Raw genomic sequence first — 21,883 nt, forward strand, 5'->3', positions numbered from 1 at the left:
TAATGACGCTCCGTTTTTCTACCACCCTAACAGTTGTGAACTTGTCGAGTCACTTGAAAAACCGACAGTGCCGCAGTGTTTTGATGATTGGTACAAGAAGACCAAAGGGGATACAACGGATAAGATATTCATACTAGTACTTGATTATTTTAACTATGTTGTTGCTCCAGATTTCAGAAATTGGATTGAGGAGAATAAAAAAGTAGCAATTGATGCTATCTTAAACGGCTACGAGGTCGAGGTAGAACAACTTTATTATGTGAAATTACCCGCTGTGATAAGTTCTATTTTGCATCAGCAGACTGATAACGGTAAATTGTTACTTCTAAGCGAATACAAGTTTGACGCAGGCTATAAATACAAATTCACCAAATCAGAAATAAAAGCGATTGATGAATGGTACTGGAAATTTGCGGTGCCAGTAGAGGAGGACGAGTGAATGGAAAAATTTGAAACGATGAAAGAAATTTCTAAAACTTTACAAACAGGTTTAGACCAGTATGAGAACATAGAAGGCGTAAATATAAAAGAAGACAATCTTGTTATTGTCCAACCATATTCCGATGATCAAATGATCACTATTATAGTGAAAGACGATGAAAACGGCGAAAGAGGAACAAATGTTGAGGTTCTTTCAGCAGGTATTATCTTGCCCAAAAAAGATGGTGTTCTAGATATTTACGAGGAGGACGCGGAATGAAAATAGGTGATCGAGTGCGTGTTTTAGAAGATGATTGGGAAGGTGTCGTTATTGGGAAGTCTCCAAACAAATTAGACGGCTCAATTACTGTTAAATGTGATTGCGGAGCGGAATATATCATGATTGATACTCGCGTGGAGGTTATAGACAATGAAAATAATAGGCGGTAAGCGAGCATGCGGAAAAACAACATGGTTAATTGAACAGTCCGCGAAAGAGTGGCTCTATATTGTATGTGCAAGCGAAGAACGAGCACACAATATTTTTCAAATGGCAAAGGATGATGAGTTAGATATCCCTTTTCCCAACACTGTTCGCGAATTACCTCTAAAGAATATGCGCATTGAAAAAGTATTAGTGGACGATATTGAGGACGTACTCAAAGAGCTGATAGGCAAGGAAATAGGTACGATGACCACGAGTTACGTAATGGAGGAATTGCATGGAGTAAATGTGATGAAAATAGGCGATAGAGTGCGTATGATTCAAACTGGAATTCTTGGCACTATAACAGATACGAGCGTTCATGGAGTTTTTGTTGATTGGGACGGTTGCAATTCAACATGTATTGCGCATCGATTAATAGAAGTAATTGAGGGCTGTGAAATGGAGGATTTAGAAAATGAGAGAGATTGAGTTTAGGGTTTGGGATTACACTTGGGAAGTATTAGGACAAGTGACAGATGTAGAATTTATAGACGGAAAACCATTTTGGCATTTTGATTTCGAAATTAAGGGTACGTCGTGTAAAGCGCGTTCGTCAAGTTTATGTGTAGAAATCAGCCAATACACAGGATTGCGCGACAAAAATGGAAAGAAAATTTTTGAAGGGGATATTGGCTGGGACGAATTCCGTGGCGAATATAATGAAATTATATTTCACGAAGGGAAGTTCATTGCTGAATGTGAAAATATTGCATATGACTTATGGGAAGTGACAGACGATATTGAAGTCATCGGCAACAAATGGGAAAATCCTGACTTGTTGGAGGCGGGATAAATGGTGGCACTTATTGCGGCAATCATCTTTCTAATAGCAATGGTCATCGTTTGGAAGTTGTTTGACGATGCTAATAAAGTCGATGTAAAAAAGATAGAAGTGCGAGAAAAGTACATTCAAGTTCTTAAAGAAGCAAACAAAGAAAACTGGGAAGCGCATAAACTGCTCATAGAACAAAATACGTTGCTGTATAAAATTTTAAAAGGTGAAAAGGAGGAGGAAAACGAATGAAACACGGCAAAAAGCCCACAGTGGCACAACGAAACCGGATTAAAAAGGCAAAACTAGACCCGGAAAATTGGCTAGTGAGTAAAGATAAAACGAACGTGATGGTTCTACGACATCGCTATTTCAATCAAACAAGAACCGTATTTAAATAAGGAGAGGACGTCATGAGTTTAATAGATCAAGAACAAAAGGAGGTGATGTTGATGCAAGAGGAAAAGGAGGCTATTCAAGTAGCGCACAACAGTTCTTTAAACATCGCAACAGGGGCCAATAAACTAACAAAGAAGTGGAAAAATAAAAGTACGGACTGGGGCGCGTTTTTGAGTCGTCTGGCGCGCCCTACGCGCACACAAGAAACTGTTGCAGAATACACAAAACTGTCAAAGTCAGAACGTGATCAAATTAAAGATGTAGGTGGCTTTGTCGGTGGGTATCTCAAACAGGGACGGCGAAAAGCAGACGCGGTGGCGAACCGGAGTCTCATTACCTTAGACGCGGATAGCGTCGAATCTGACATCTGGTTGAACGTTCAACTTGTATTCGGTTTTGCGGCGACCATGTACAGCACGCACAGCCATACGCCCGAAAAACCTCGTCTTCGTTTAATCATTCCTCTTAGTCGAGCTGTAACCGCAGAAGAGTACCAGCCTGTAGCGCGGAAAGTCGCGGAGAAGTTTGGCATGGATAACTTCGATGATACAACCTATCAGCCCGAAAGGCTCATGTTTTGGCCGTCTGTCTCCAGTGACGGCGGGTATGTATTCGAATACCAAGACGGGGACTTCTTAAATCCTGATGAGATTTTAAACGAATATCTCGATTGGACGGACTCGACTTCGTGGCCAGAGAGCTCAAGAAGCCGCGGCGTTCGCGAGCGACAAGCGAAAAAACAAGGTGACCCGCTTACAAAAAAGGGAGTTATAGGAGCCTTTTGCCGGACGTATGACATTCGAAGTGCGATAGAAACCTTTTTAGACGGTATATACAGCGCTACGGATAAAGACGACCGTTTTACGTATATCGACGGGAGTACAAGTGGCGGCTTAGTGCTCTATGATGATAAATTCGCCTACAGCCATCACGGGACAGACCCGGTAGGCGATAAATTGAGTAATGCCTTCGACCTCGTCCGGATTCACAAATTCGGAGACCTAGACGAGGACGCGAAAGACGGCACGCCAGTAAATCGACTCCCTAGTTTTAAGGCAATGCGTGAGTTAGTGCTTCACGATGAAAAAGCGAAAGGCTTACTTGTCAAAGAGCGCATGCAAGAAGCCGTGGAAGATTTTGAGGGCATCGACGTGAAAGTCAGCAATGAAGATTGGCTTAATACTCTCACACTAGATGACAACGGGCAGATTGAAAGTAGCGCGATGAATCTTGAAACAATCTTTAAAAATGACGTGAACTTATCTAAAAAAGTAGCATTTGACACGTTCGCCCAGCGCCTCGTTTTGCGTGAGAACCTTCCGTGGCGCGCCATCGGCGAACAGAAATTCTGGAAGGATAGCGATGAGGCGGGACTTCGGGTCTACATCGAAAAGGTCTACGGCATTAGTCACCGCGGAAAAATTGAAGACGCGTTTATGCAAGAGGTAGAGCGGCATCAGTTCCACCCAGTGCGAGCGTATCTAGACGAACTAGAATGGGACGGTGTCGAGCGACTAGAGACGCTTCTTATTGATTATTTAGGCGCAGAAGATACGGCTTATACACGCATGGTGACACGTAAGACCTTAAGTGCGGCAGTGGCACGTGTGTATGTGCCGGGTATTAAGTTCGATAACATGCTGACGTTAACAGGCGCACAAGGCATCGGGAAAAGCTCTCTCGCAGACATTTTGGCCGGGCAGTGGTTCAGTGACACGCTAGACAACATCGGCGGAAAAGATGCTTATGAAGCCTTACAGGGCGTATGGATACTAGAACTAGGCGAGTTAAAAGCAACGAAAAAAGCGGATATTGAGGCTACTAAGCATTTCATATCAAAACGCGAAGATGCGTTTAGAGTCGCATATGGACGCCATAAAAGCTATTTCCCTAGACAGTGTATTTTTTGGGGCACGAGCAATGACTATGAATTTCTACATGATCGTACGGGAAACCGCCGATTTTGGCCCGTGGCCGTGGGTAAGCAAAAACGTCAATACCGAGTGTGGGACATCAACGAAGCCGTGCGCGGGCAGATTTGGGTGGAGGCAAAAGTCTTTTTTGAAAAAGGCGAGAAACTCTATTTAACTGATGCCGAAGAAGCTTCCGCTAAAGAACAACAAGCCCTTCACACTGTAGAAAATGCATTAGAGGGCATGATAGAAAGGTATCTTGACATCCTAATACCCGATGACTGGTATAAACGGAGTATTTCAGAAAGGCGAATGTTCATCAAAGGGCAGGACGATGACATAAGCGAAGAAGGGACTCAAGAAAGGTCAAAAGTGTGCACAATGGAAATTTGGTGCGAGCTTTTGGACGGCGACCCTAAAAATTTACTGCCCATAAAAGCAAAGGAAATTAGGTCGATTTTAGAGAATTTAGAGGGTTGGGAAAAGCATTCAGACAAACTAAGATTTGGGACTGGATACGGAGCTCAACGTGCGTATTTTAGAGTAGATTAGTGTACCCAGTACCGTACCCAGAACCCTTTTTTCTGGGTACACCCCTAAATTTCTGGGTACGGCTAGGTGTACCCGTGGGTACGGCACTGGGTACGCCTCTGGGTACGGGTAAACGTCTAGGGCCCCAACCTTTCAAACCTTGCCGTACCCAGTGTACCCAGCAAAATAGCCTACTTTATGAGAATAGCATATAGGTAGTATTAGGCAGGTACATACCCGCCTATGCCCGCCTATACGTGTGTATATAGTTTGAGCGGTTTTTTCTGGGTACACTGGGTACACCTAAAAAATGAGGTGAAAAAAAATGCAGGAAAAAGAGATAGAACTTTATCTAAAAAAACAAGTCGAAAATCAAGGCGGGCTTTGCTGGAAATTGACATCACCCGGAACAAAAGGCGTGCCTGACAGATTAGTGATAACACCGAGACGTGTTTTCTTCATCGAATTGAAGGCGCCGGGAGGCCGAACAAGGCCACTTCAAAACGTCCGGATAAAACAACTTCAACAATTGAATCAAAAAGCCTTCGTGCTAGATTCGAAAGAAGCTATTGACGCGTTTATGAAAGGTGATTTTAGAAAATGAAAGCGGCGCTACATGATTATCAAACATATAGCAAGAATTGGATTATTGAAAAGCCTTTTTGCGGTTTACTGTTAGATATGGGACTCGGTAAGACTTTAACCACCTTAACCGCTTTGACCGAGCTGAAATACGATTACATCGAGCTAAATAAAGTGCTAATCATTGCCCCTTTACGCGTAGCTGAAAAAACGTGGTCCGATGAGATTCAGAAATGGGACCACTTACAGCATTTAACTTTTGAAAAAGTATTAGGTTCGACTAAAAGGCGCATCGAGGCTTTAGAAAAACAGGCGGACATTTATCTGATTAACCGAGAGAATGTGGTCTGGCTTGTGGAATATTACGGCAAGCAATGGCCATTTCAGACCGTTGTAATTGATGAGCTTTCGAGTTTTAAAGACCCGGCTTCTAAACGATTTAAAGCCTTACGAAAGGTCCGACCTCTAATGAAACGGGTGATAGGCTTAACTGGCACCCCGGCGCCAAACAATTTAATTAACTTGTGGAGCCAACTCTATTTACTAGACCGCGGCGAACGATTAGAGCCTCGCGTTACGCACTACCGCGCGAAGTATTTTCAACCGGGCCAGCGAGATGGGCACGTGGTATATAACTGGAGCTTGTTACCGGGAGCCGAGGAAAAAATTTATGGCTTGATTAGTGACATTTGCATCAGCATGAAATCGAAGGATTATTTACAGCTACCAGAACGCTTGGATAATACCATCGAGGTAGAGCTAACCGCAAAGGAGCGTACGGACTACACTAGATTAGAACGAGAGTATATTTTATCGCTTGAAACGGACGTCATCGCATCGAATGCCGCCGTACTCGCCAATAAACTTTTACAATTCGCCTCTGGCGCAATTTACGACGAGAATAAAAATATTCTTGCGATCCATTCGCAGAAAATAGAAGCCTTAAAAGAGATTGTGGAAGAGGCGCAAGGCGAGCCAATTTTACTATTTTACAATTTTAAGCACGACTTAGAACGGATTAAAAAAACTTTCCCGTTTGCCCGAGAACTTCAAAACGCTAAGGACATGGACGATTGGAACGACGGTCACATTCCACTGCTGTTAGCGCACCCGCAAAGCGCGGGGCACGGCTTAAACTTACAGAACGGCGGGCACACAATTGTGTGGTTCTCCCTCACGTGGAGCTTAGAGTACTATCAGCAGGCGAACGCAAGACTGATGCGACAAGGGCAGCAGCATAATGTGATCGTGCATCATCTAATCACGAAGGGCACTATCGACGAACGTGTTTTAAAAGTTTTACAAGGCAAAGAGAAAGGGCAAGACGCTTTGCTGGAAGCCGTCAAAGCGAGATTGGAGGAGGTACAAAATGGGACTATTTAGCAAAACATACGTAGCGCCGCCTTTAAAAGCGGAGATAAAATGGAACGAAATGCGAATTGATATGGGTAAATGTAGCGTAGTAATCGCACAAGATTCTAACTCGAGGGCACTTGCTATTTGGGTAGACGGCGAGCTAATAGAAAATGTTGAGTCCGTGGAATATAAATGGGTGACGGCAGATGATAGTACTGAAAGTAAGATGCATTTAATTATTGTTTATTTTGACTCTCCAAAAATATGGGCGAGCAATCAACCTCTCAAGACAAAGCCAGAGAGAATGGAAAGAGTAGTAAAAACAAAAGGTAGCGCTAAAGAATACGAATCACAAATAGACAAAGTGATGCGATATAATGACGAGGCGAGAGGTGAATGAATTGGGATTAAGTAACCAGGATATTAATCGTATAGCGGATGCTGTTGCGAATCGAGGTAAACGCACGGAGAAAGAGGAGCGTGATTGGCGTTTACGAAACACTAAGCTGCTACTTGAGAAGTATAGATTTTTAAAAGCACATTGCGAGGGAATTCCCGCCGAAGTCGAAGACTTAGAAGAAACTACAACTATATTTGATGTAAAAGCTTTAACATTAGAAAGCCTCATCGAGCATAAAGCGAAAAGCTTAAAACTACTAAGATATTTTGAGGGTGTCATAGAAGCATATAGAAAAATTAGTTCGGCGGGACAAGAGTCAAGTAAACGACGCTTCCGTGCAATAGATAAACTGTATTTATCAGAATTTCCTCTAACAAAAAATAAATTATCGAAAGAGGAGCACGTGGACATTCGGACGGTCGAAAGAGATGCAAAACGAGCTATAGCAGAGCTTTCCGTGCTTTTGTTTGGAATCAAGGCGGCGCTTGATGATTGGTAAAGTTGTCGCAAAGCTGTCGCAAAAGTCCAATATTTCCATGTTAATATGATAGTGTAAGATAAATGTAATAACAGCCAGCCACTCCAAAATACTACTCATGGCTGGCTGTATACAAATAGAACCTCCAACACCTCTCGAAGAAGTGTCCCACGGAAGGGCAATATAAATTAAGAAAGTCCTGTGCTAGCGCGGGGCTTTTTATCATGAGTTAGGAGATGAGACAGTTGCTTTCTAAAAAGTACAGAGACGATGAGTATTATACAACACAAGAGGCAGCAGAAAAGTTTTTTCCAAAAAGTAGTCGCGCCGAGCGGCATTTTAAAACATAAAACAATTATTATGCCATTTACCAAAGCGGGCACACCACTGCATGAAGCGCCCGAACAGTATCACGGCAATGTTATCGCTTTTAACGGCGACACTGAAATGTGGCAACAGGTAAACAGCTATGATGATGCGGCTGTAATTGATAATCCTCCTTTTAGCCTGTCAACTAAAATAGAACAGTTCTACATCAACGAGAAAACCCCTTTTATTCTGTTTAGAAGCGCGGTATCCTATCCGCTTTTTATTTATCGTGAGGAGCAAGCTGGGGTTATTTATGAGAATAGTAGAAGAGGAGTTCAATTCGATTGGGGTTTCGCGGAACATATAGCGAATGATAAATACATCCATTCTCACTATCCAAACCTTATAGATAACCTAAAAGGAAAGGGAGTACTTAGCAAGTCGGTGCCGGTGGGCTTTTCGTTTTATTTAGTTGATTATCAATTTAAAGTAAAAACAGTTACATTCGATGAATTGATCTACCCGAGGAAAAAAGAGATGTCCGTATTTTTAAACAACGGAGTTTTTGACGAAAATACAAAGGTATTCATTGGTGCGCAAGACAAACGAGTCCACGCCATATCGGATTAAGGAGGGGCACCATGGAGGCTAAAGAACTAATAGAAGTACTCAGGAAACTAACTGAAACCATATGCGATTTAACGCCAACCTTCAACGCGTGCGTTGGTGCGCAAGACGATGACAAGTCATGACTAAACTATCTCAAGAAGAACGATTGTCTTTTTATAAATCGAAAGAATGGCGGCGGACGAGAGAAGTTATTTTAAAACGAGATAACTTCGAGTGTCAAGAGTGTAAAAGGAACGGGAAGGTTACAACTGGTGAACGATTAGACGTTGACCATCTGCTGGAACTAGAAGACTACCCAGAGCTAGCATTAGAGCCGTCTAACTTAGAAACAAAATGCGTAACGTGTCATAACAAAAAACATAATCGATTCGTAAAAAAAGAAAATAAATGGAACGATGAAAAATGGTAGTACGCCCCCGGGCCAAAAGTTCAGCAAAATAATTTGGCTCTGGGAACGGTGTGGGGTCTTTTGCGCAGAAATATTTAAAATTCTCATGAAGGGGGGAGGAGCAAGAATGAGGTACAACTTGAAAAAATTGGAAAAAGAACTGTTGTCGAAAATCGACACAACAAGTCAACAAGAATTAGAAAAAGTAAAACGGTACGTCAATTTGATTCGTATTTATTATGAGCTAGACAAAAGCATAGAAGAATTAGGGGCCGTTATTATCACAAAGAACGGGCCACAGGAATTCGCTAAAACCAACCCAGCTATTCAAGAAAAGAACAGGATTAACACCTCCCTTCTTTCGATTGAGAAATCGTTTGACTTTAAAAATGTGGATTCGCCTAACGACGGTAGTGACCTCCTATGATTTCAAATTCATATGTGGAAAACTATATTAGGCTGTACGAAGAAGGCAGGATCTTATTAAATAAAGAACGTATTGAGCTAATCAATTATATAAAAACCTACGTTCTGACTCGGGACGATATTTATTTCGATGAACAGAAGATAAACAATTACATTAGCTTTAGCGAAAAGTGGTATTTCCCTCTGGACAGTTGGGAAAAATTCATCGCACCTTTTATCTTCTTATACTACAAAAAAGATGGTGAACTTTTTTACGAAGAATTTCACATTACGCTAGGCCGAGGCGGGGGAAAGAACGGTTTCATAAGTACGTTGTCAAATTTCTTTATAAGCCCCTTACACGGGATAAAGAATTATGACGTCTCTATTGTAGCGAACTCGGAAGAGCAAGCGAAAGTTAGCTTTAATGAGGTTTTTAACGTTATAGACGGAAACGTAAAACTCGAAGGCAATTTTGAAGCTTGGAAAGCAAAAATTGTTGGAAAAGTTACTAATAGTGTATTTAAATTCCAGACCTCAAATGCTAAAACCAAAGACGGGGGGCGCGAGGGCTGTGTCATTTATGATGAAATACATGAGTACGAAGACAGACAAGTAATTGACGTTTTCTCAGGGGGGCTGGGGAAAGTGCCTAACCCCCGAGAATTTTTCATAGGAACAAACGGTTTTGTACGGGGTGGGTTTTACGACAAATTAGAAGAACGATGCAAGGCAGTACTAAGCGGAGAAAATCTAGACGATCACATCTTCCCTTTCATCTGTAAGTTGGATAGCGCCGAAGAAGTGAATGACGTAAAAAATTGGGAGAAGGCTAACCCAGCTTTTGAAAAACCGCTAAGCCCTCGTTCTAAACGTTTATTTAATAAGGTCAAAAAGCAATTTGACGCTTTAAAGAATAATCCATCCGGACGCTCGGCGTTTATGACGAAGCGAATGAATTTACCAGAGGTAGATTTGGAAAAAGTCGTAGCGCCGTGGGAAGAAATACTAGCGACGAATAGAAAAATGCCATATCTAAAACACAAGTCGTGCGTCGGAGGATTCGACTATGCATCCATTAAAGATTTCGCGGCGGTAGGGTTGCTTTTTCGGGTAGGCGAAGATTATATTTGGAAAACGCACTCTTTTGCAAGAAAAGCATATTTGGACATCGCAAACCTTAAACCCCCAATAAAAGAGTGGGAGAAACAAGGATTATTAACGGTCGTAGACGAACCCAGCATTGACCCAAGGCATGTCGTCAAATGGTTTGTCGAAATGAGAAAAGAGTACGGCATTCAAAAAGTGATTGGGGATAACTTCCGCATGGATTTAATGCGCCCGTTATTTGAGGAGGAAGGTTTCGAACTTGAGATTATAAAGAACCCCCGAGCTGCTCATAGCCTGCTAGCACCTCGCATCGAAAGTGCTTTCGCGAATCACCACGTCGTTTTTGACGATAACCCTTTGATGAGATGGTACACCAATAACGTAGCGGTCAAAATAAAACCGGACGGCAACAAAGAGTATTTAAAAAAAGACGAGCATAGACGTAAAACGGACGGATTCCAAGCTTTTGTACACGCTCTATGGAGAGCAGATGAAATTGAAAACGTGGATTACGGGGAAGCGCTTGAGTTCTTAAACGGACTTAAATTTTAGGAGGTGAAAATATTTGGGAATATTTGATAGCATTTTTAAGCGAAACCAAGAGCTGGAATGGATGTATGACTATGAATACTTAGTTGACACTTCCCAAAAGGCATATTTAAAAAGAATTGCCTTGGACACCTGCATCCAGTTTTTAGCCCGTTCTATCGCGCAATCTGATTTTCAGATTCGGGACGGAACCAAAATTTTAAAGAACGACTGGCATTATAAATTAAACGTAAGACCAAACTCAGATGAATCAGCAAGCACATTTTGGGAAAAAGCAATTTATAAATTAGTTCACGACGGGGAATGTTTGATCGTCTTATCGGATACGGACAATTTGCTCATCGCGGATTCTTTCGAGCGTAAAGAGTACGCCTTGTTTGAAGACATATTCACACACGTCACCGTAAAAGACTACGAATTTAAAAGGTCCTTTCTGATGAGTAAAGTTTTTTACTTGGAGTATGCGAATTCGAAAATATCAACGTTTATCGAAGGCCTTTTTGACGACTACGGCGAAATTTTTGGGCGCATGATTAGCGCACAACTTCGGAACTATCAACTACGCGGGATTGTCAAAATTGGGAAAAACGGAGGGGCTTTTGATCCAAAAAAACAAGCAGCTTTACAAGCCTATCTTGACAAGATGTACGCGTCTTTTCAAAATAACTCGGTGGCCCTCGTCCCTGAAACCCAAGACTTTGAATATATCGAACTAGGCGCCACGCGAGCCACGAACGCACAGTCGATAGACGAGCTAACGAAACTCAAAAAATCCATGATTGATGATGTTGCTAAAATGCTAGGGATTCCGCCTTCTTTAATCCATGGGGAAATGGCGGATTTAGACAACAGTATGAAAGCGTTCGACCAATACTGCAAGCGGCATTTTATGCGTAAAATTCAGGACGAGTTAAACGCGAAACTCTTTACCCCTTCTGAGTATTTAGCAGGGCATCATGTGAAAATTATCAATCAAAAATCACCACTCGAAAGTGCGGAAGCGGCAGACAAGCTTATTGCGTCAGGGGCATTTAATAGAAACGAGGTGCGAGATATGTACGGCTGGGAAAGAGCAGATGACCCAGAACTTGACCGCTATATCTTAACTAAAAATTACCAATCCGATGAAGGAGGTGAGAACGAATGACGAAAATTGAAGTGCTAGGTCCAATCGTAGCAAACGGAGATAAATGGATATACGACTGGCTCGAAATGCCAGCAACATGCGGCAGAGACGTCACCGAAGCGCTTAAAAACGCAAATGAAGGCGTGGAGGTCCATATCAATTCAAATGGCGGTGACCTTTTTGCGGGGAGTGAAATCTACACAGCCCTAAAGGACTACAACGGACCTGTAACTGTGAAGGTTGTCGGTATGGCAGCAAGCGCCGCTTCTATTATCGCTATGGCGGGCGATAAAATTTTAATTTCGCCTACCGCGCAAATGATGATTCATAATGTACAACTGTATGCGGGAGGCGACCATCGCGATTTGCAAGACGCCTCAAACGTCGCTAAAAACGCAAATATATCCGTGGCAAACGCTTATCAATTAAAAACGGGTAAGAGCTTAGACGAGCTTCTGGCGTTGATGGGCGAAGAAACATACGTAAACGCCCAGCAAGCTGTAGAAATGGGGCTGGCTGATGAAATCATGTTCCAAGAAAACTCAGAGGCTCCACGCTTAGTGGCTGACCTAGGCGGCATGTTACCTCAATCTGCCCTTGAAAAAATGCGAAATTTACGCGTATCTAACAACGAAACATTAACACAAACCGTAACAATTCAAGCCGAAGACGTGAAAAAAATAGTCGCCGAGGCAGTCGATGAGCTCAAAGCGAGTCTCATACTTGACAACTCGGAATCTGACGAAGAGGAGCCAAACAATCCGCAAAACTCAGGGTTTGAGAGGTTTCTTTTTTAATATACAAAAATAGGAGGAATACTAATGACTGTAAAATTAAACAAGGAAAAACAAGAACAATTTAACCAATCAAAACAAGATTTTATCAACTCCATTCAAAACGGAGAAAGTCAAGAAGCACAGGGAGAAGCTTACTCTAAAATGCTAGACAGCTTACAGGAAGGGCTTATGGCGGACGCTCGCGAGGCGGCACGCCAAGAGGCAGAGCTCTATTCCGCGTCTACAAGCGCGGACGCGATGCTGACAGCGGAGCAACGAAAATTTTATAACGAAATTAACACAAATGTGGGAACGAAAGACGAGACCCTTTTACCACAGGAGACAGTAGACCGGATTTTCGAAGATATGACAACAGAGCACCCGCTATTATCTAAAATAGGGTTGAAAAATGCAGGTTTACGTCTAAAATTTCTAGCGTCCGAAACAACAGGCGTAGCGGTGTGGGGTAAAATTTTTGACGACATAAAAGGGCAGTTAGACGCAACCTTTAACGAAGAAGAAAGTATCTCAAGCAAGCTAACGGCTTTCGTAGTTATCCCTAAAGATTTGAAAGACTTTGGACCTGCTTGGATTGAACGCTTTGTCCGTCTTCAAATTGAAGAGGCATTTGCGGTAGCGCTAGAGTTAGCTTTCTTGACAGGGGACGGGCAAGATAAGCCAATCGGGCTAGACCGTGATATTAACAATGGGACAGTTGCAGGAGGCGTGACGACTTACCCTAAAAAAACGGCGCAAGGGACTCTAACTTTCGCCGACTCAACGACAACCGTAAAAGAATTGACTAGGGTATTTAAATATCACTCTAAAACAGAAGAAAAGAAAGACGCAGAAGGAAACGTAATTAAAGAGTCACGAGCACTTGCGGTAGCGGGTAAAGTCGTTCTTGTCGTAAACCCTTACGACGCTTGGGACGTGAAAACGCAATATACGTTCTTGAATGCTAACGGAACGTATGTAACAGCGTTGCCTTACAATCTGGACATTGTCGAGTCGGAGGCGCAAGAGCAAGGAGAAGTTCTGACGTTCGTAACAGGGCGATATAATGCGTATTTAGGCGGAGGAATTAACGTGAAACAGTTTGACCAAACTTTAGCGCTCGAGGACTTAGATTTATACACAGCAAAACAATTTGCATATGGACGCGCTAGAGATATTAAAGCATCAGCCGTTTGGACACTAAATATCACGGATACGGTACCCGCGGCATAATTAAAAACTAAGGAGGAATAGAAATATGGCTAAATTTAAAGTACTAAAAAGATTCAGAGATAAAGAAGAAAACTGTTTACGCGAACCGGGTTCAGAAATTGACTTAACAGAAGTTCGCGCTAAAGAAATCATAGGAGCGCTAGGCGCTGGGTTCTTGAAGCCTGTGAAAGAAGAGCCTGTGAAAGAGCCAACAAAACCAAAAACAAGCGCTAAAAAGTAGGTGAATGCGTTGAACACTGAAATAACGGAAGAGCTGCTAAGCGAATTTAAGGCGAGAAACCGAATATCGCACAGCTCGGAAGATGACGCTATTCGAAAAGCTTTAGGTAAATCTTACCTTGCTATCTGCTCCAAATGTGGAGAGTTCGACCTCTCCGCAAAAGAACGTGGCGCCGAGCTTGTTTTCGAAAGGACTCGATATGTACTGAATGACGCGCTGGAGTACTTCGACCGTAATTTCAGCCACGAGATGTTAGATTTTTCGCTAGAGCTCGAAGTGGAGCGCATAGAGAGCGAGGAGGAAGCCACAGATGAAACCATTTAAGTACAACCCTCCGCGCGTTAGTGCGTCAAACCTAACCGTACCTGTGACTTTCTATGAATACGGGAGCACAGGGCCCGAACCGAACGAAACACCAAAATCTATATTATATCAGTGCTTTGCAGATGTATATGAGTCTTCCGAAAAAGATTCTAAACAGCTAGAAAGCATTGAGGTTCAAGGGGCTATCACGCTTTTAATCCGTGACCCAAGCGCTGATTACATCGTCAAAACAAAACACCGCATCGAACTTGACGACTTCCGCTACAAGAATAAACACTATGAAATTAAATCGGTTTCCGTGGATTTAGAAAAACATAATTTCATAAAAATTATAGCGGTGGTGGTGTCATGAGCGTAGAAATCAAAGGGCTTAACGCCGTACTAGCGCAAATGACGGAGGAGTTAGGACCGGCAAAAATGAATCAACTTTCCAACCGGGCTTTAAAAGTCGGGGCACAAGTTGTGCAAGAGCGAATGGCAAAAGCTTTCGAGAGTTTCGCAGACACAGGCGCATCTAAAAATGAAATTGTGATTACAGCACCGCGGAACAGCTACGGTGTGAAGCAAATTAAATTAGGCTGGAACGGACCAAGAGGGCGCTGGCGTATTATTCATTTAAACGAAAACGGCTATACCAAAAATGGCGAGAGAATCACGCCGCGCGGGTTCGGGGCTATTAAAAAAACCATTGAGAGCTCTACGTCAGAATTTAACAGCGCCGTGGAGCAAGAATTGAGGCGAGGCCTGTGGTAGATATTTTGGACGTTTTATACCAACGTTTTGTTCAAAATTCGACTATTCAATCTCACTGTGAAGATCGAATTTATTACTATACGTATCCAGAAACGGCAGATAAATCCAAACCTTTTCTTATTATTTCACCGCTTGAACCTCCGCTTGAGGATATATTTGGGAGCGACTCGGCTACGGTTGAAAGAGTTAGTATTCAAATAGACGCCGAGTCACAGAGTCGACTCACGGTAAAAGAAATTCAGCTGGCAGTAAAAAAAGAATTAAAACGATTAAATATTACACAAGAGACTGGCGGGCTAGATGAGTATTTCCCTGAAACAACGAGGTTTGTTGATTCTCGGAGATATTCGGGTCTGCCTTTTTCTTTATACGAGGAGGAATTTAAATGATTACAGTAGGATTTAAAAGAGCCACCGTGGCTACGTTCGGTCCGGACTGGGCTGTTGTAAACACGCATGTTGTTGAAGGAAGGGCAACTAAAGGGGCAACGACGGAAGCCCAAATTACAGGGCTGTCGCCAGAATCCGCTACCGCATGGGGGTCTGACGTTGGTTATTACATCTCGCAAAAAGGCGTTGGAGAACTCAAGCTTGAACTTTCTGTTTTAGATTTAACTTTAGAAATGCAAAACGATGTTCTAGGCTGGGTGCAAGATACCACGCTAGGATTCACCGCAGTGGGTGACCAGACGGAACCACCATATGCCGCGACAGTGCTAGAAAGCGTTAATGCTCAAGGCGAGCCTGTCGCGTTCGCTTTCTTCCGTGGGCGGTACATGAAAGATGAATTCGGGCTAAAAACCAGAACAAAAGAAGCGTCCGAACCGGAAGCAGAAAAACTTGTTATGAACTGTGTAGCAAACGACAGTGGGCTTTCCTACGGAATGGCAGTCGGAACGGAAAATGTCGCTAAGCTAAAAGCTTACGCAATCCCGCCAGCAGCATAACTTGAGGCCTCGTGAAAACGGGGCTTTTTATTTTTTAAATCGAAGGAGAGAAAAACATGATTAAAATTCAATTGACAAACCCGAAAACAGGTAAGAAAGAAACTTTCACGCAGGATTACATTAAAGCACGATACGTTAGAGACGGGCTGAAATTAAATGCAGAAATGACAAAAGAAAAGGCAAATGACCTTCTTATTTTAGAAAAAGGAATCGGTTTTATTGTCACTGTTATGGATAACCCGAAGGTGACAGAAGATACTGTCTTAGACGGACTAAGCCACGAAGAAATATGGCCTCTAATCGGTACAGTGCTCCGCGAGGTCGTATATGGTCAAGATGAAGAAGATAGCCAAGAAGAGGGAAAGCAGTAGGATTTGACGAGGCTATAGAAAATATAGACAGTCTTTACCGAGCCTTAATCGAGAACGGGTGGAGTTATCGTGATATAGACGAAGCAGATTTTTATCACTTATCTTCTTTATTCGCGAAGAAGCAAACCAAGCAGAAAGTGATTCCTTTGGAAGATTTAGTTCAGCAGATGCGGGGAGGAGGGAATTAGATGGCCGGAACAGGTAAACCGCTTGGCAAAATGATAATAGAAATGGATTTAAACTCGGCTAAATTGACGAGTTCCTTAACAGCAGTTAAGCGAAGTTTAAAAGCAAGTGAGTCGCAAATGAAAGCACAGATGGCTATTTTCGACCGCGCAGACAACCGCCTAGGCAAATTAGGTGCGCAATACGCGGGCTTAGACAGGTCTTTACAGCTGAATAAGAAACATACGGAGAATTTAACACGCGCTTATAAAGACGAAATTGCGGTGCACGGTGAAACATCCGTAAAAGCGCAGAATCTAGCACGTGATATTAATAACTCTGTCGCGAAACAAGCTGTTCTTGAGAAACAGCTGAAAGCAACGGGACGCGCGATGGACATTGAAAAGCTAAATATTAATGAGCTAAACGGCAAGATGCAAGCGCAAGGACGGCTATCGGCGGCATTAGCAGAGTCTCAAGCGCTTGCAGGAAATAAGATAGGAGCAGCGAGAGCACAATACGCTGGGCTAAGCCAAAAAGTAGCCACGCTGACACAGCTCCGAGGCTTGGAGCAACAGAAACTTGAACTGTTAGCTGGCGCGCAAGGCAAAGCCTCGCAGGCCTATTTAAATCAAAAAGCGCGCATTCAAGAACTAGACAACGAAATGTTATCGAGTCAAAACAGCATGCGTGCATACGCGAAGCAAATCGGGAACATTCCACCGCAATTTGACAGGTTCCGGAACTCCATGGACCTCACCTCGCAAAAGCTAAAAACACTAGGCTCGCAAACGTTTGATATTGGGAAAAAGATGTCCTTCATCTCCGTTCCGCTTGGGATTGGACTTTACGCCGCAACGAAAAGCGCGGTAACATTTTCTTCTGAAATACAGAAGATGTCGGCTTTATTAGACGACGGAACAGTCTCGGGCAACGAGTTGAAACAACAATTATCAGGGCTCGGGGACGCTTCTAAAAAATGGTCGAAACAGTACGGCATTTCTACAACTGCCATAAATGATGGCATGGAAGAAATCATTAAAAAGGGTTATACGTATAATCAAACGCTAGGGGCAATGCCGTCCATCATGGATGCCTCTGTAGCCTCAGGCGAAGACTTTAACGTTGTGATGAATAACTCCACTTCGATTCTTGAGCAATTCGGATTAAAAGTAGCAGATACACAAGGCACGTTGAAGAACACGCAACGGGTTACAGACAGCTTAACCTTTGTCGCGAATAAAACAGCGGCAGGTTTTGCGGACATGGGTCTTGCGATGGAATACGTGGGACCAGTCGCGCATAGCGCAGAAATCTCACTAGAACAGACCTCTGCCGCGATCGGTTTAATGTCAAATAACGGCATCGAAGGCGAAAAAGCAGGTACCGCACTCCGCGGGGCTTTAACCCGTTTATTAAAACCTTCCAAACAAAACATAGAAGGCTTTCATAAGCTTGGTATTTCTTCAAAAGCATTCCGAGATGGCACGTTAGACTTGCCGACACTTCTCGACAAAATTAAGAACAATACAAAAGGCTGGACGGGTGCACAACGTGCTTCTGCTATTGCGCTAGCTTTCGGTACAGAAGCTCAAACAGGCATGAACGTGCTAGTTAACCAAGGAGGAGACGCGCTCCGTGGACTCACGGAGGATACCAAAAACGCTACAGGCTATACAAAAGAATTAGCGAAAAGCATGGGAGACACACCCGCACGAAAAATCGCAAAATTTAAGGAATCTTTACATGTTTTAGCGATTGAGTTTGGGGACAAAGTACTCCCCGCAATCACTCCGTTGGTCGAAGAAGGAACTGAACTTATACAGAAATTTTCCGAATTAGACGACCAAACGCAAAAAAACATCGTGAAATGGACACTGCTCGCAGCAGCGGCGGGGCCCGTAACTATGGGGCTAGGCGCAGTAACGAAAGGCGCGGGCGCATTGATTGGTGTAGGTTCCAAACTCACAACAGGTTTAGGAAATATCATGTTGCAGTCTAGAAACGCCAAAACAGGCATGACAGCAGTTTCATCTGGAGCAAAGCTGGCGACAGCCGGAATGGGCGCCGCGACGGAAGGCGCTTCGCTATTTGGTTTAGCTTTATCACCGCTTGGCGTTGGAATTCTCGGTGTAGGTGCTGTTTTAGCGGGAGGCTATGCCGCTTGGAAAATCTGGGGTGAGAAAGCTTATGAGTCCGCCGAACGCACGAAGCGTTGGGGAACTGACGTGGGTGCGGAAGCTGATAAATCCTTAACGAAATTCCAAAACTTCCAAACCGAAGCTACAACTTCGCTAGATTTGTTTGCAAAAGGCGCAACGGACGACTCTACAAAAGTTGTTACTGCTTTTAAAAATATGGCGAAGGAAATAAAGTCAAACACAGATGAGTCTTTTAACGATTTTTCAGAGTCATTTAATAATTATTCAGCATCAGTTCAAGGCATCCTAAAAGGCGAGTATGACAACCAGAAAAAAGAGGCTGGAAAACGAAAGGCTGACGTAGCTGCCCAAGTCAAAGAAGTTGAAAGTATTTATAAAAATGCGGCTTCTAACCACAGAAACTTGACCTCGGAAGAAAGCAAGACGGTGAATAGCATTTATAAGGCTATGCAAGAAGAGGAAATCGAAAGTCTGAACATTAGTGGTAAAAAGAAAAAACAACTGCTCAACGCTCTAAACGGAGACGTGAAGTCATTAAGCCAAAAAACATTAACCGAACAAAACGACTATTTTGCGAAGTCAACTTTAGAATTTCAAAAGAAATATGACAAACAAGAAAAAGACCTGAAAGCTTCTTACAAGGCCGGGAGATATACTAAGAGTAAATATAACGAAGCCTTACGCCAGATGGACCGCGAGCGTAATACGGAATCGTTCGCAAGCGCGTCCGCATGGGTTGAAACTCAAAGACAGATATACAAAAATCTAGGGACAAACACTAAAGACGCCGAAGCTAACATAAAAAAAGGTCTAGAGGACATGGGGCTGGACTACGAGGAGTTTACCCGTCAGGTTCAAGAGTCAGCAGGGAAAGTAAGCGATGCTAGTACGTTAATAGGTGACGGAGCGAGTAAAGCAGATATTGCGTGGTCTAACATTGTACTTGATGAAAAAACAGGAAGGGTAAGAACAAATCTACCGGAAGTCATCAACGAAGCGAGTCAATCCGAGGCAGGCTGGAAAAATCTTAAATTCATCATGAAAGAAGCGAAGTTGACTACAGACGCTAAAGCAACTATCGCAACCGCGCTTATCCAGAACGGAAAATGGGAAAGTATGACGTATTCCGAAAAGAAAATGGTCGTTAGTTATCCCGGCGCCCTAAGTGCCGAAACAGCCCTTAGAGACATGGGACAATGGGATAAGTTGACTCCACAACAGAAATCACTTATTGCAAACGCTAAAACAGGGATAGGTCTTAAAACCGCACTTATGGAGATGGGGCAATGGAATCAGCTCCCCGTAGCAATTAAAGATCTACTGGCTGACAACTCGGACATAACGAAGAAGCTGAATGAGGGAAAATCATTCATTGTTGACTATAACGGTAAAAAGGTAGAACTTAAAAAGTTACTATCTAACAATAGCGATTTAGTTAATAAAATAAAAAATGGTAAAGACGTCATACTGAATTACAACGGCGAACGCATAAATTTAAAATATCTATTTGGGAATAACTTAGATTTATTGAAAAAAATGTCTAGTGGTAAAAAGACAATTTCAGACTACAACCGTAATTTCACCCCGTACAAGAAGAGTCTACTACTTGAAACCTCATCACTAAATGGGGTGAAAGGGAAAATTAACGAAATCGATAACGCGTGGACTGGTTTTCGTCCACACGGCAAAAAGCTAACGATTAGTAGTGTCATGAACACGCCGGGTTTAGCGCCCTTCAAAGCGCGAGGTACCGACTTCCACCGAGGCGGTCCTGTGGTGGTCAATGATGCACCGGGCGCGCATTACCGCGAACTCATCACGATGCCGAACGGACGCAGTTTTATCCCGGAAGGGCGGAACGTGTACTTGCCGAATCTACCGCGCGGGTCGTCTGTACTCCGTGGCGATTTAACAAGTAAAATGCTAAAAGGCGTCCCGCGTTTCGCAGAAGGGACAAGGAAACAGCTCGTCTCTCCTATTTTCTCTAATTCGGCGGTGATGCGAACCATACAAACTGTTTTAGCCGCGCTTAGACAAGCGCCAAACACGCAAGGAGACACTCAAAGTAATCAAGAGTTGATAGAACAACTCATGCAATCTAATCAGCAACAAAGCGTTATGATCGAACTTCTACAAAAATTAGTTAGCAAAGAATTAAAAATCGATGAACGAGCGTTAGCAAATAGCGTAAGTCGTCAACAAGCACGAGAATATCGACTGAGAGGAGGAAGCCAAACGTGAGTAAAAAAAACTGGGTTCGAATCATTCAAGGTGACACCCAAACCGATTTAACCGAACGTTTTCCGATTCGAGTTTTAGGCGTACGATCAACCATGCCAGCCGCCTCAATTCCTCGCATAACGCATACGGGTTCCGATGGCGCAGTCACGTACACGCCGAGCTACGAGCCGTTTAATTTGGAAGTAGATTGTCTATTAGAAGCTTATGACAACTACGACTACCATTTACTAATAGCGGAGTTAAAATCCCTATTGTGCGGACAATCAACGTATTATGTGCAGCATGAAAAGTTACCTGCAAGGCGATATTGCGTAGACGAATGTAGAATTGAGGAGCCTGACAGATTTCGAAAAGATGCAGCGCGTTTCACTTTGAATTTTTATGTGTTTAAAGGCTTTTCTGAATCTCTAGCAACTTCAACCGTACCGTTCGAATACAACGAAGAGGCATGGGGCGTGGGACTAAATCTGCCAGAGGGCGAGGACTTGCAATACACCTTTGAAAACGAGCCAATTTTTAACATCTATAATCCGTCTGATATGCGAATTAATCCGCGATTTCACCCGCTTTCTATCGCTTTGACGTGCGACAGTGTACCAGGTCAATATGTCCGCATTTACAACAGAACCAACGGGACGTTATTCGAGCTTAAAAAGCCTGTTGCAAAATCAGATGTTTTATTAATCGATGGAGTCTATCCGTATTTGAATGATGCTAGATGCGGCATTGATACAAACCACGGGCTTATCACGCTAGAACGTGGTTGGAATCGGGTACAAGTCATTAATGCAACAAACACAAAAATTTCATTTGACTTCCCGTTTTATTACCGGGGGTGAC

Annotated in this window: 28 protein-coding genes; all 28 read left to right on the forward strand. The window is 43.1% G+C overall.

Annotated features, from left to right (window positions below):
• Positions 1-67 precede the first annotated feature (67 nt).
• On the forward strand, positions 68-439 hold the full coding sequence (locus R8923_RS00860; RefSeq protein ID WP_485871207.1) for a DUF1642 domain-containing protein: 372 nt from the start codon (positions 68-70) through the stop codon (positions 437-439).
• Complete coding sequence (locus R8923_RS00865) at positions 440-700, forward strand: hypothetical protein (protein WP_485870866.1); 261 nt, start codon at positions 440-442, stop codon at positions 698-700. It abuts the gene before it with no gap.
• Complete coding sequence (locus tag R8923_RS00870; RefSeq protein ID WP_485870867.1) at positions 697-870, forward strand: hypothetical protein; 174 nt, start codon at positions 697-699, stop codon at positions 868-870. The genes R8923_RS00865 and R8923_RS00870 overlap by 4 nt, the downstream gene beginning before the upstream one ends.
• Positions 851-1,336 carry a hypothetical protein gene (locus tag R8923_RS00875; RefSeq protein WP_485870868.1) on the forward strand — a complete coding sequence of 162 codons (486 nt, stop codon included), beginning with the start codon at positions 851-853 and terminating at the stop codon, positions 1,334-1,336. The genes R8923_RS00870 and R8923_RS00875 overlap by 20 nt, the downstream gene beginning before the upstream one ends.
• Positions 1,323-1,700: a YopX family protein gene (locus R8923_RS00880; protein WP_485870869.1), complete on the forward strand. Its 378-nt coding sequence runs from the start codon at positions 1,323-1,325 to the stop codon at positions 1,698-1,700. Before R8923_RS00875 ends, R8923_RS00880 begins: the two co-directional genes overlap by 14 nt.
• A complete protein-coding gene (locus tag R8923_RS00885) occupies positions 1,701-1,931 on the forward strand; it encodes a hypothetical protein (protein ID WP_485870870.1) in 231 nt (76 codons plus the stop codon).
• Complete coding sequence (locus R8923_RS00890) at positions 1,928-2,080, forward strand: DUF6906 family protein (protein WP_485870871.1); 153 nt, start codon at positions 1,928-1,930, stop codon at positions 2,078-2,080. The genes R8923_RS00885 and R8923_RS00890 overlap by 4 nt, the downstream gene beginning before the upstream one ends.
• Before the next feature lie 12 nt (positions 2,081-2,092).
• Positions 2,093-4,543: a virulence-associated E family protein gene (locus tag R8923_RS00895; RefSeq protein WP_485870872.1), complete on the forward strand. Its 2,451-nt coding sequence runs from the start codon at positions 2,093-2,095 to the stop codon at positions 4,541-4,543.
• Positions 4,544-4,847: 304 nt separating this feature from the next.
• Entirely contained in the window at positions 4,848-5,126 is a 279-nt protein-coding gene (locus R8923_RS00900; protein WP_485870873.1) for a PDDEXK family nuclease, read from the forward strand.
• The gene (locus R8923_RS00905) at positions 5,123-6,487 is read left to right on the forward strand and encodes an SNF2-related protein (protein WP_485870874.1); all 1,365 of its coding nucleotides are present in this window, start codon (positions 5,123-5,125) and stop codon (positions 6,485-6,487) included. Before R8923_RS00900 ends, R8923_RS00905 begins: the two co-directional genes overlap by 4 nt.
• Entirely contained in the window at positions 6,474-6,860 is a 387-nt protein-coding gene (locus R8923_RS00910) for a hypothetical protein (RefSeq protein WP_485870875.1), read from the forward strand. The genes R8923_RS00905 and R8923_RS00910 overlap by 14 nt, the downstream gene beginning before the upstream one ends.
• Before the next feature lies 1 nt (position 6,861).
• Entirely contained in the window at positions 6,862-7,359 is a 498-nt protein-coding gene (locus R8923_RS00915) for a hypothetical protein (RefSeq protein ID WP_485870876.1), read from the forward strand.
• Between the two features lie 249 nt (positions 7,360-7,608).
• Entirely contained in the window at positions 7,609-8,277 is a 669-nt protein-coding gene (locus R8923_RS00920) for a hypothetical protein (protein WP_485870877.1), read from the forward strand.
• A 118-nt stretch (positions 8,278-8,395) separates the two neighbouring features.
• Positions 8,396-8,686 (forward strand): HNH endonuclease, encoded by a 291-nt coding sequence (locus tag R8923_RS00925; protein ID WP_485870878.1) that lies wholly within the window; start codon positions 8,396-8,398, stop codon positions 8,684-8,686.
• Positions 8,687-8,792: 106 nt separating this feature from the next.
• Entirely contained in the window at positions 8,793-9,092 is a 300-nt protein-coding gene (locus R8923_RS00930; protein ID WP_088838983.1) for a P27 family phage terminase small subunit, read from the forward strand.
• The gene (locus R8923_RS00935; RefSeq protein WP_485870879.1) at positions 9,089-10,732 is read left to right on the forward strand and encodes a terminase TerL endonuclease subunit; all 1,644 of its coding nucleotides are present in this window, start codon (positions 9,089-9,091) and stop codon (positions 10,730-10,732) included. Before R8923_RS00930 ends, R8923_RS00935 begins: the two co-directional genes overlap by 4 nt.
• Positions 10,733-10,745: 13 nt before the next feature.
• A complete protein-coding gene (locus R8923_RS00940) occupies positions 10,746-11,876 on the forward strand; it encodes a phage portal protein (RefSeq protein WP_485870880.1) in 1,131 nt (376 codons plus the stop codon).
• Positions 11,873-12,652, forward strand: coding sequence for a head maturation protease, ClpP-related (locus R8923_RS00945; RefSeq protein ID WP_485870881.1), 780 nt, complete (start codon positions 11,873-11,875; stop codon positions 12,650-12,652). The genes R8923_RS00940 and R8923_RS00945 overlap by 4 nt, the downstream gene beginning before the upstream one ends.
• 24 nt (positions 12,653-12,676) lie before the next feature.
• Positions 12,677-13,861 carry a phage major capsid protein gene (locus R8923_RS00950; protein WP_485870882.1) on the forward strand — a complete coding sequence of 395 codons (1,185 nt, stop codon included), beginning with the start codon at positions 12,677-12,679 and terminating at the stop codon, positions 13,859-13,861.
• Between the two features lie 25 nt (positions 13,862-13,886).
• Positions 13,887-14,081, forward strand: a complete 195-nt coding sequence (locus R8923_RS00955) for a hypothetical protein (protein ID WP_485870883.1) — start codon at positions 13,887-13,889, stop codon at positions 14,079-14,081.
• Between the two features lie 9 nt (positions 14,082-14,090).
• A complete protein-coding gene (locus R8923_RS00960; RefSeq protein ID WP_485870884.1) occupies positions 14,091-14,405 on the forward strand; it encodes a phage gp6-like head-tail connector protein in 315 nt (104 codons plus the stop codon).
• Positions 14,392-14,757: a hypothetical protein gene (locus R8923_RS00965; protein ID WP_485870885.1), complete on the forward strand. Its 366-nt coding sequence runs from the start codon at positions 14,392-14,394 to the stop codon at positions 14,755-14,757. Before R8923_RS00960 ends, R8923_RS00965 begins: the two co-directional genes overlap by 14 nt.
• Positions 14,754-15,158, forward strand: coding sequence for an HK97-gp10 family putative phage morphogenesis protein (locus tag R8923_RS00970; protein ID WP_485870886.1), 405 nt, complete (start codon positions 14,754-14,756; stop codon positions 15,156-15,158). Before R8923_RS00965 ends, R8923_RS00970 begins: the two co-directional genes overlap by 4 nt.
• Positions 15,152-15,547, forward strand: a complete 396-nt coding sequence (locus R8923_RS00975) for a DUF3168 domain-containing protein (protein ID WP_485870887.1) — start codon at positions 15,152-15,154, stop codon at positions 15,545-15,547. Before R8923_RS00970 ends, R8923_RS00975 begins: the two co-directional genes overlap by 7 nt.
• Complete coding sequence (locus R8923_RS00980; RefSeq protein WP_485870888.1) at positions 15,544-16,104, forward strand: major tail protein; 561 nt, start codon at positions 15,544-15,546, stop codon at positions 16,102-16,104. The genes R8923_RS00975 and R8923_RS00980 overlap by 4 nt, the downstream gene beginning before the upstream one ends.
• 56 nt (positions 16,105-16,160) lie before the next feature.
• Positions 16,161-16,475, forward strand: coding sequence for a phage tail assembly chaperone G (gene gpG, locus R8923_RS00985; protein ID WP_485870889.1), 315 nt, complete (start codon positions 16,161-16,163; stop codon positions 16,473-16,475).
• A gap of 188 nt (positions 16,476-16,663) precedes the next feature.
• Positions 16,664-21,043, forward strand: a complete 4,380-nt coding sequence (locus R8923_RS00990; RefSeq protein WP_485870890.1) for a phage tail tape measure protein — start codon at positions 16,664-16,666, stop codon at positions 21,041-21,043.
• Complete coding sequence (locus tag R8923_RS00995) at positions 21,040-21,882, forward strand: phage tail domain-containing protein (RefSeq protein ID WP_088838931.1); 843 nt, start codon at positions 21,040-21,042, stop codon at positions 21,880-21,882. The genes R8923_RS00990 and R8923_RS00995 overlap by 4 nt, the downstream gene beginning before the upstream one ends.
• Position 21,883 lies beyond the last annotated feature (1 nt).

It is taken from the genome of Listeria tempestatis, from assembly GCF_963575625.1.
GTDB classification, from domain to species: domain Bacteria; phylum Bacillota; class Bacilli; order Lactobacillales; family Listeriaceae; genus Listeria; species Listeria tempestatis.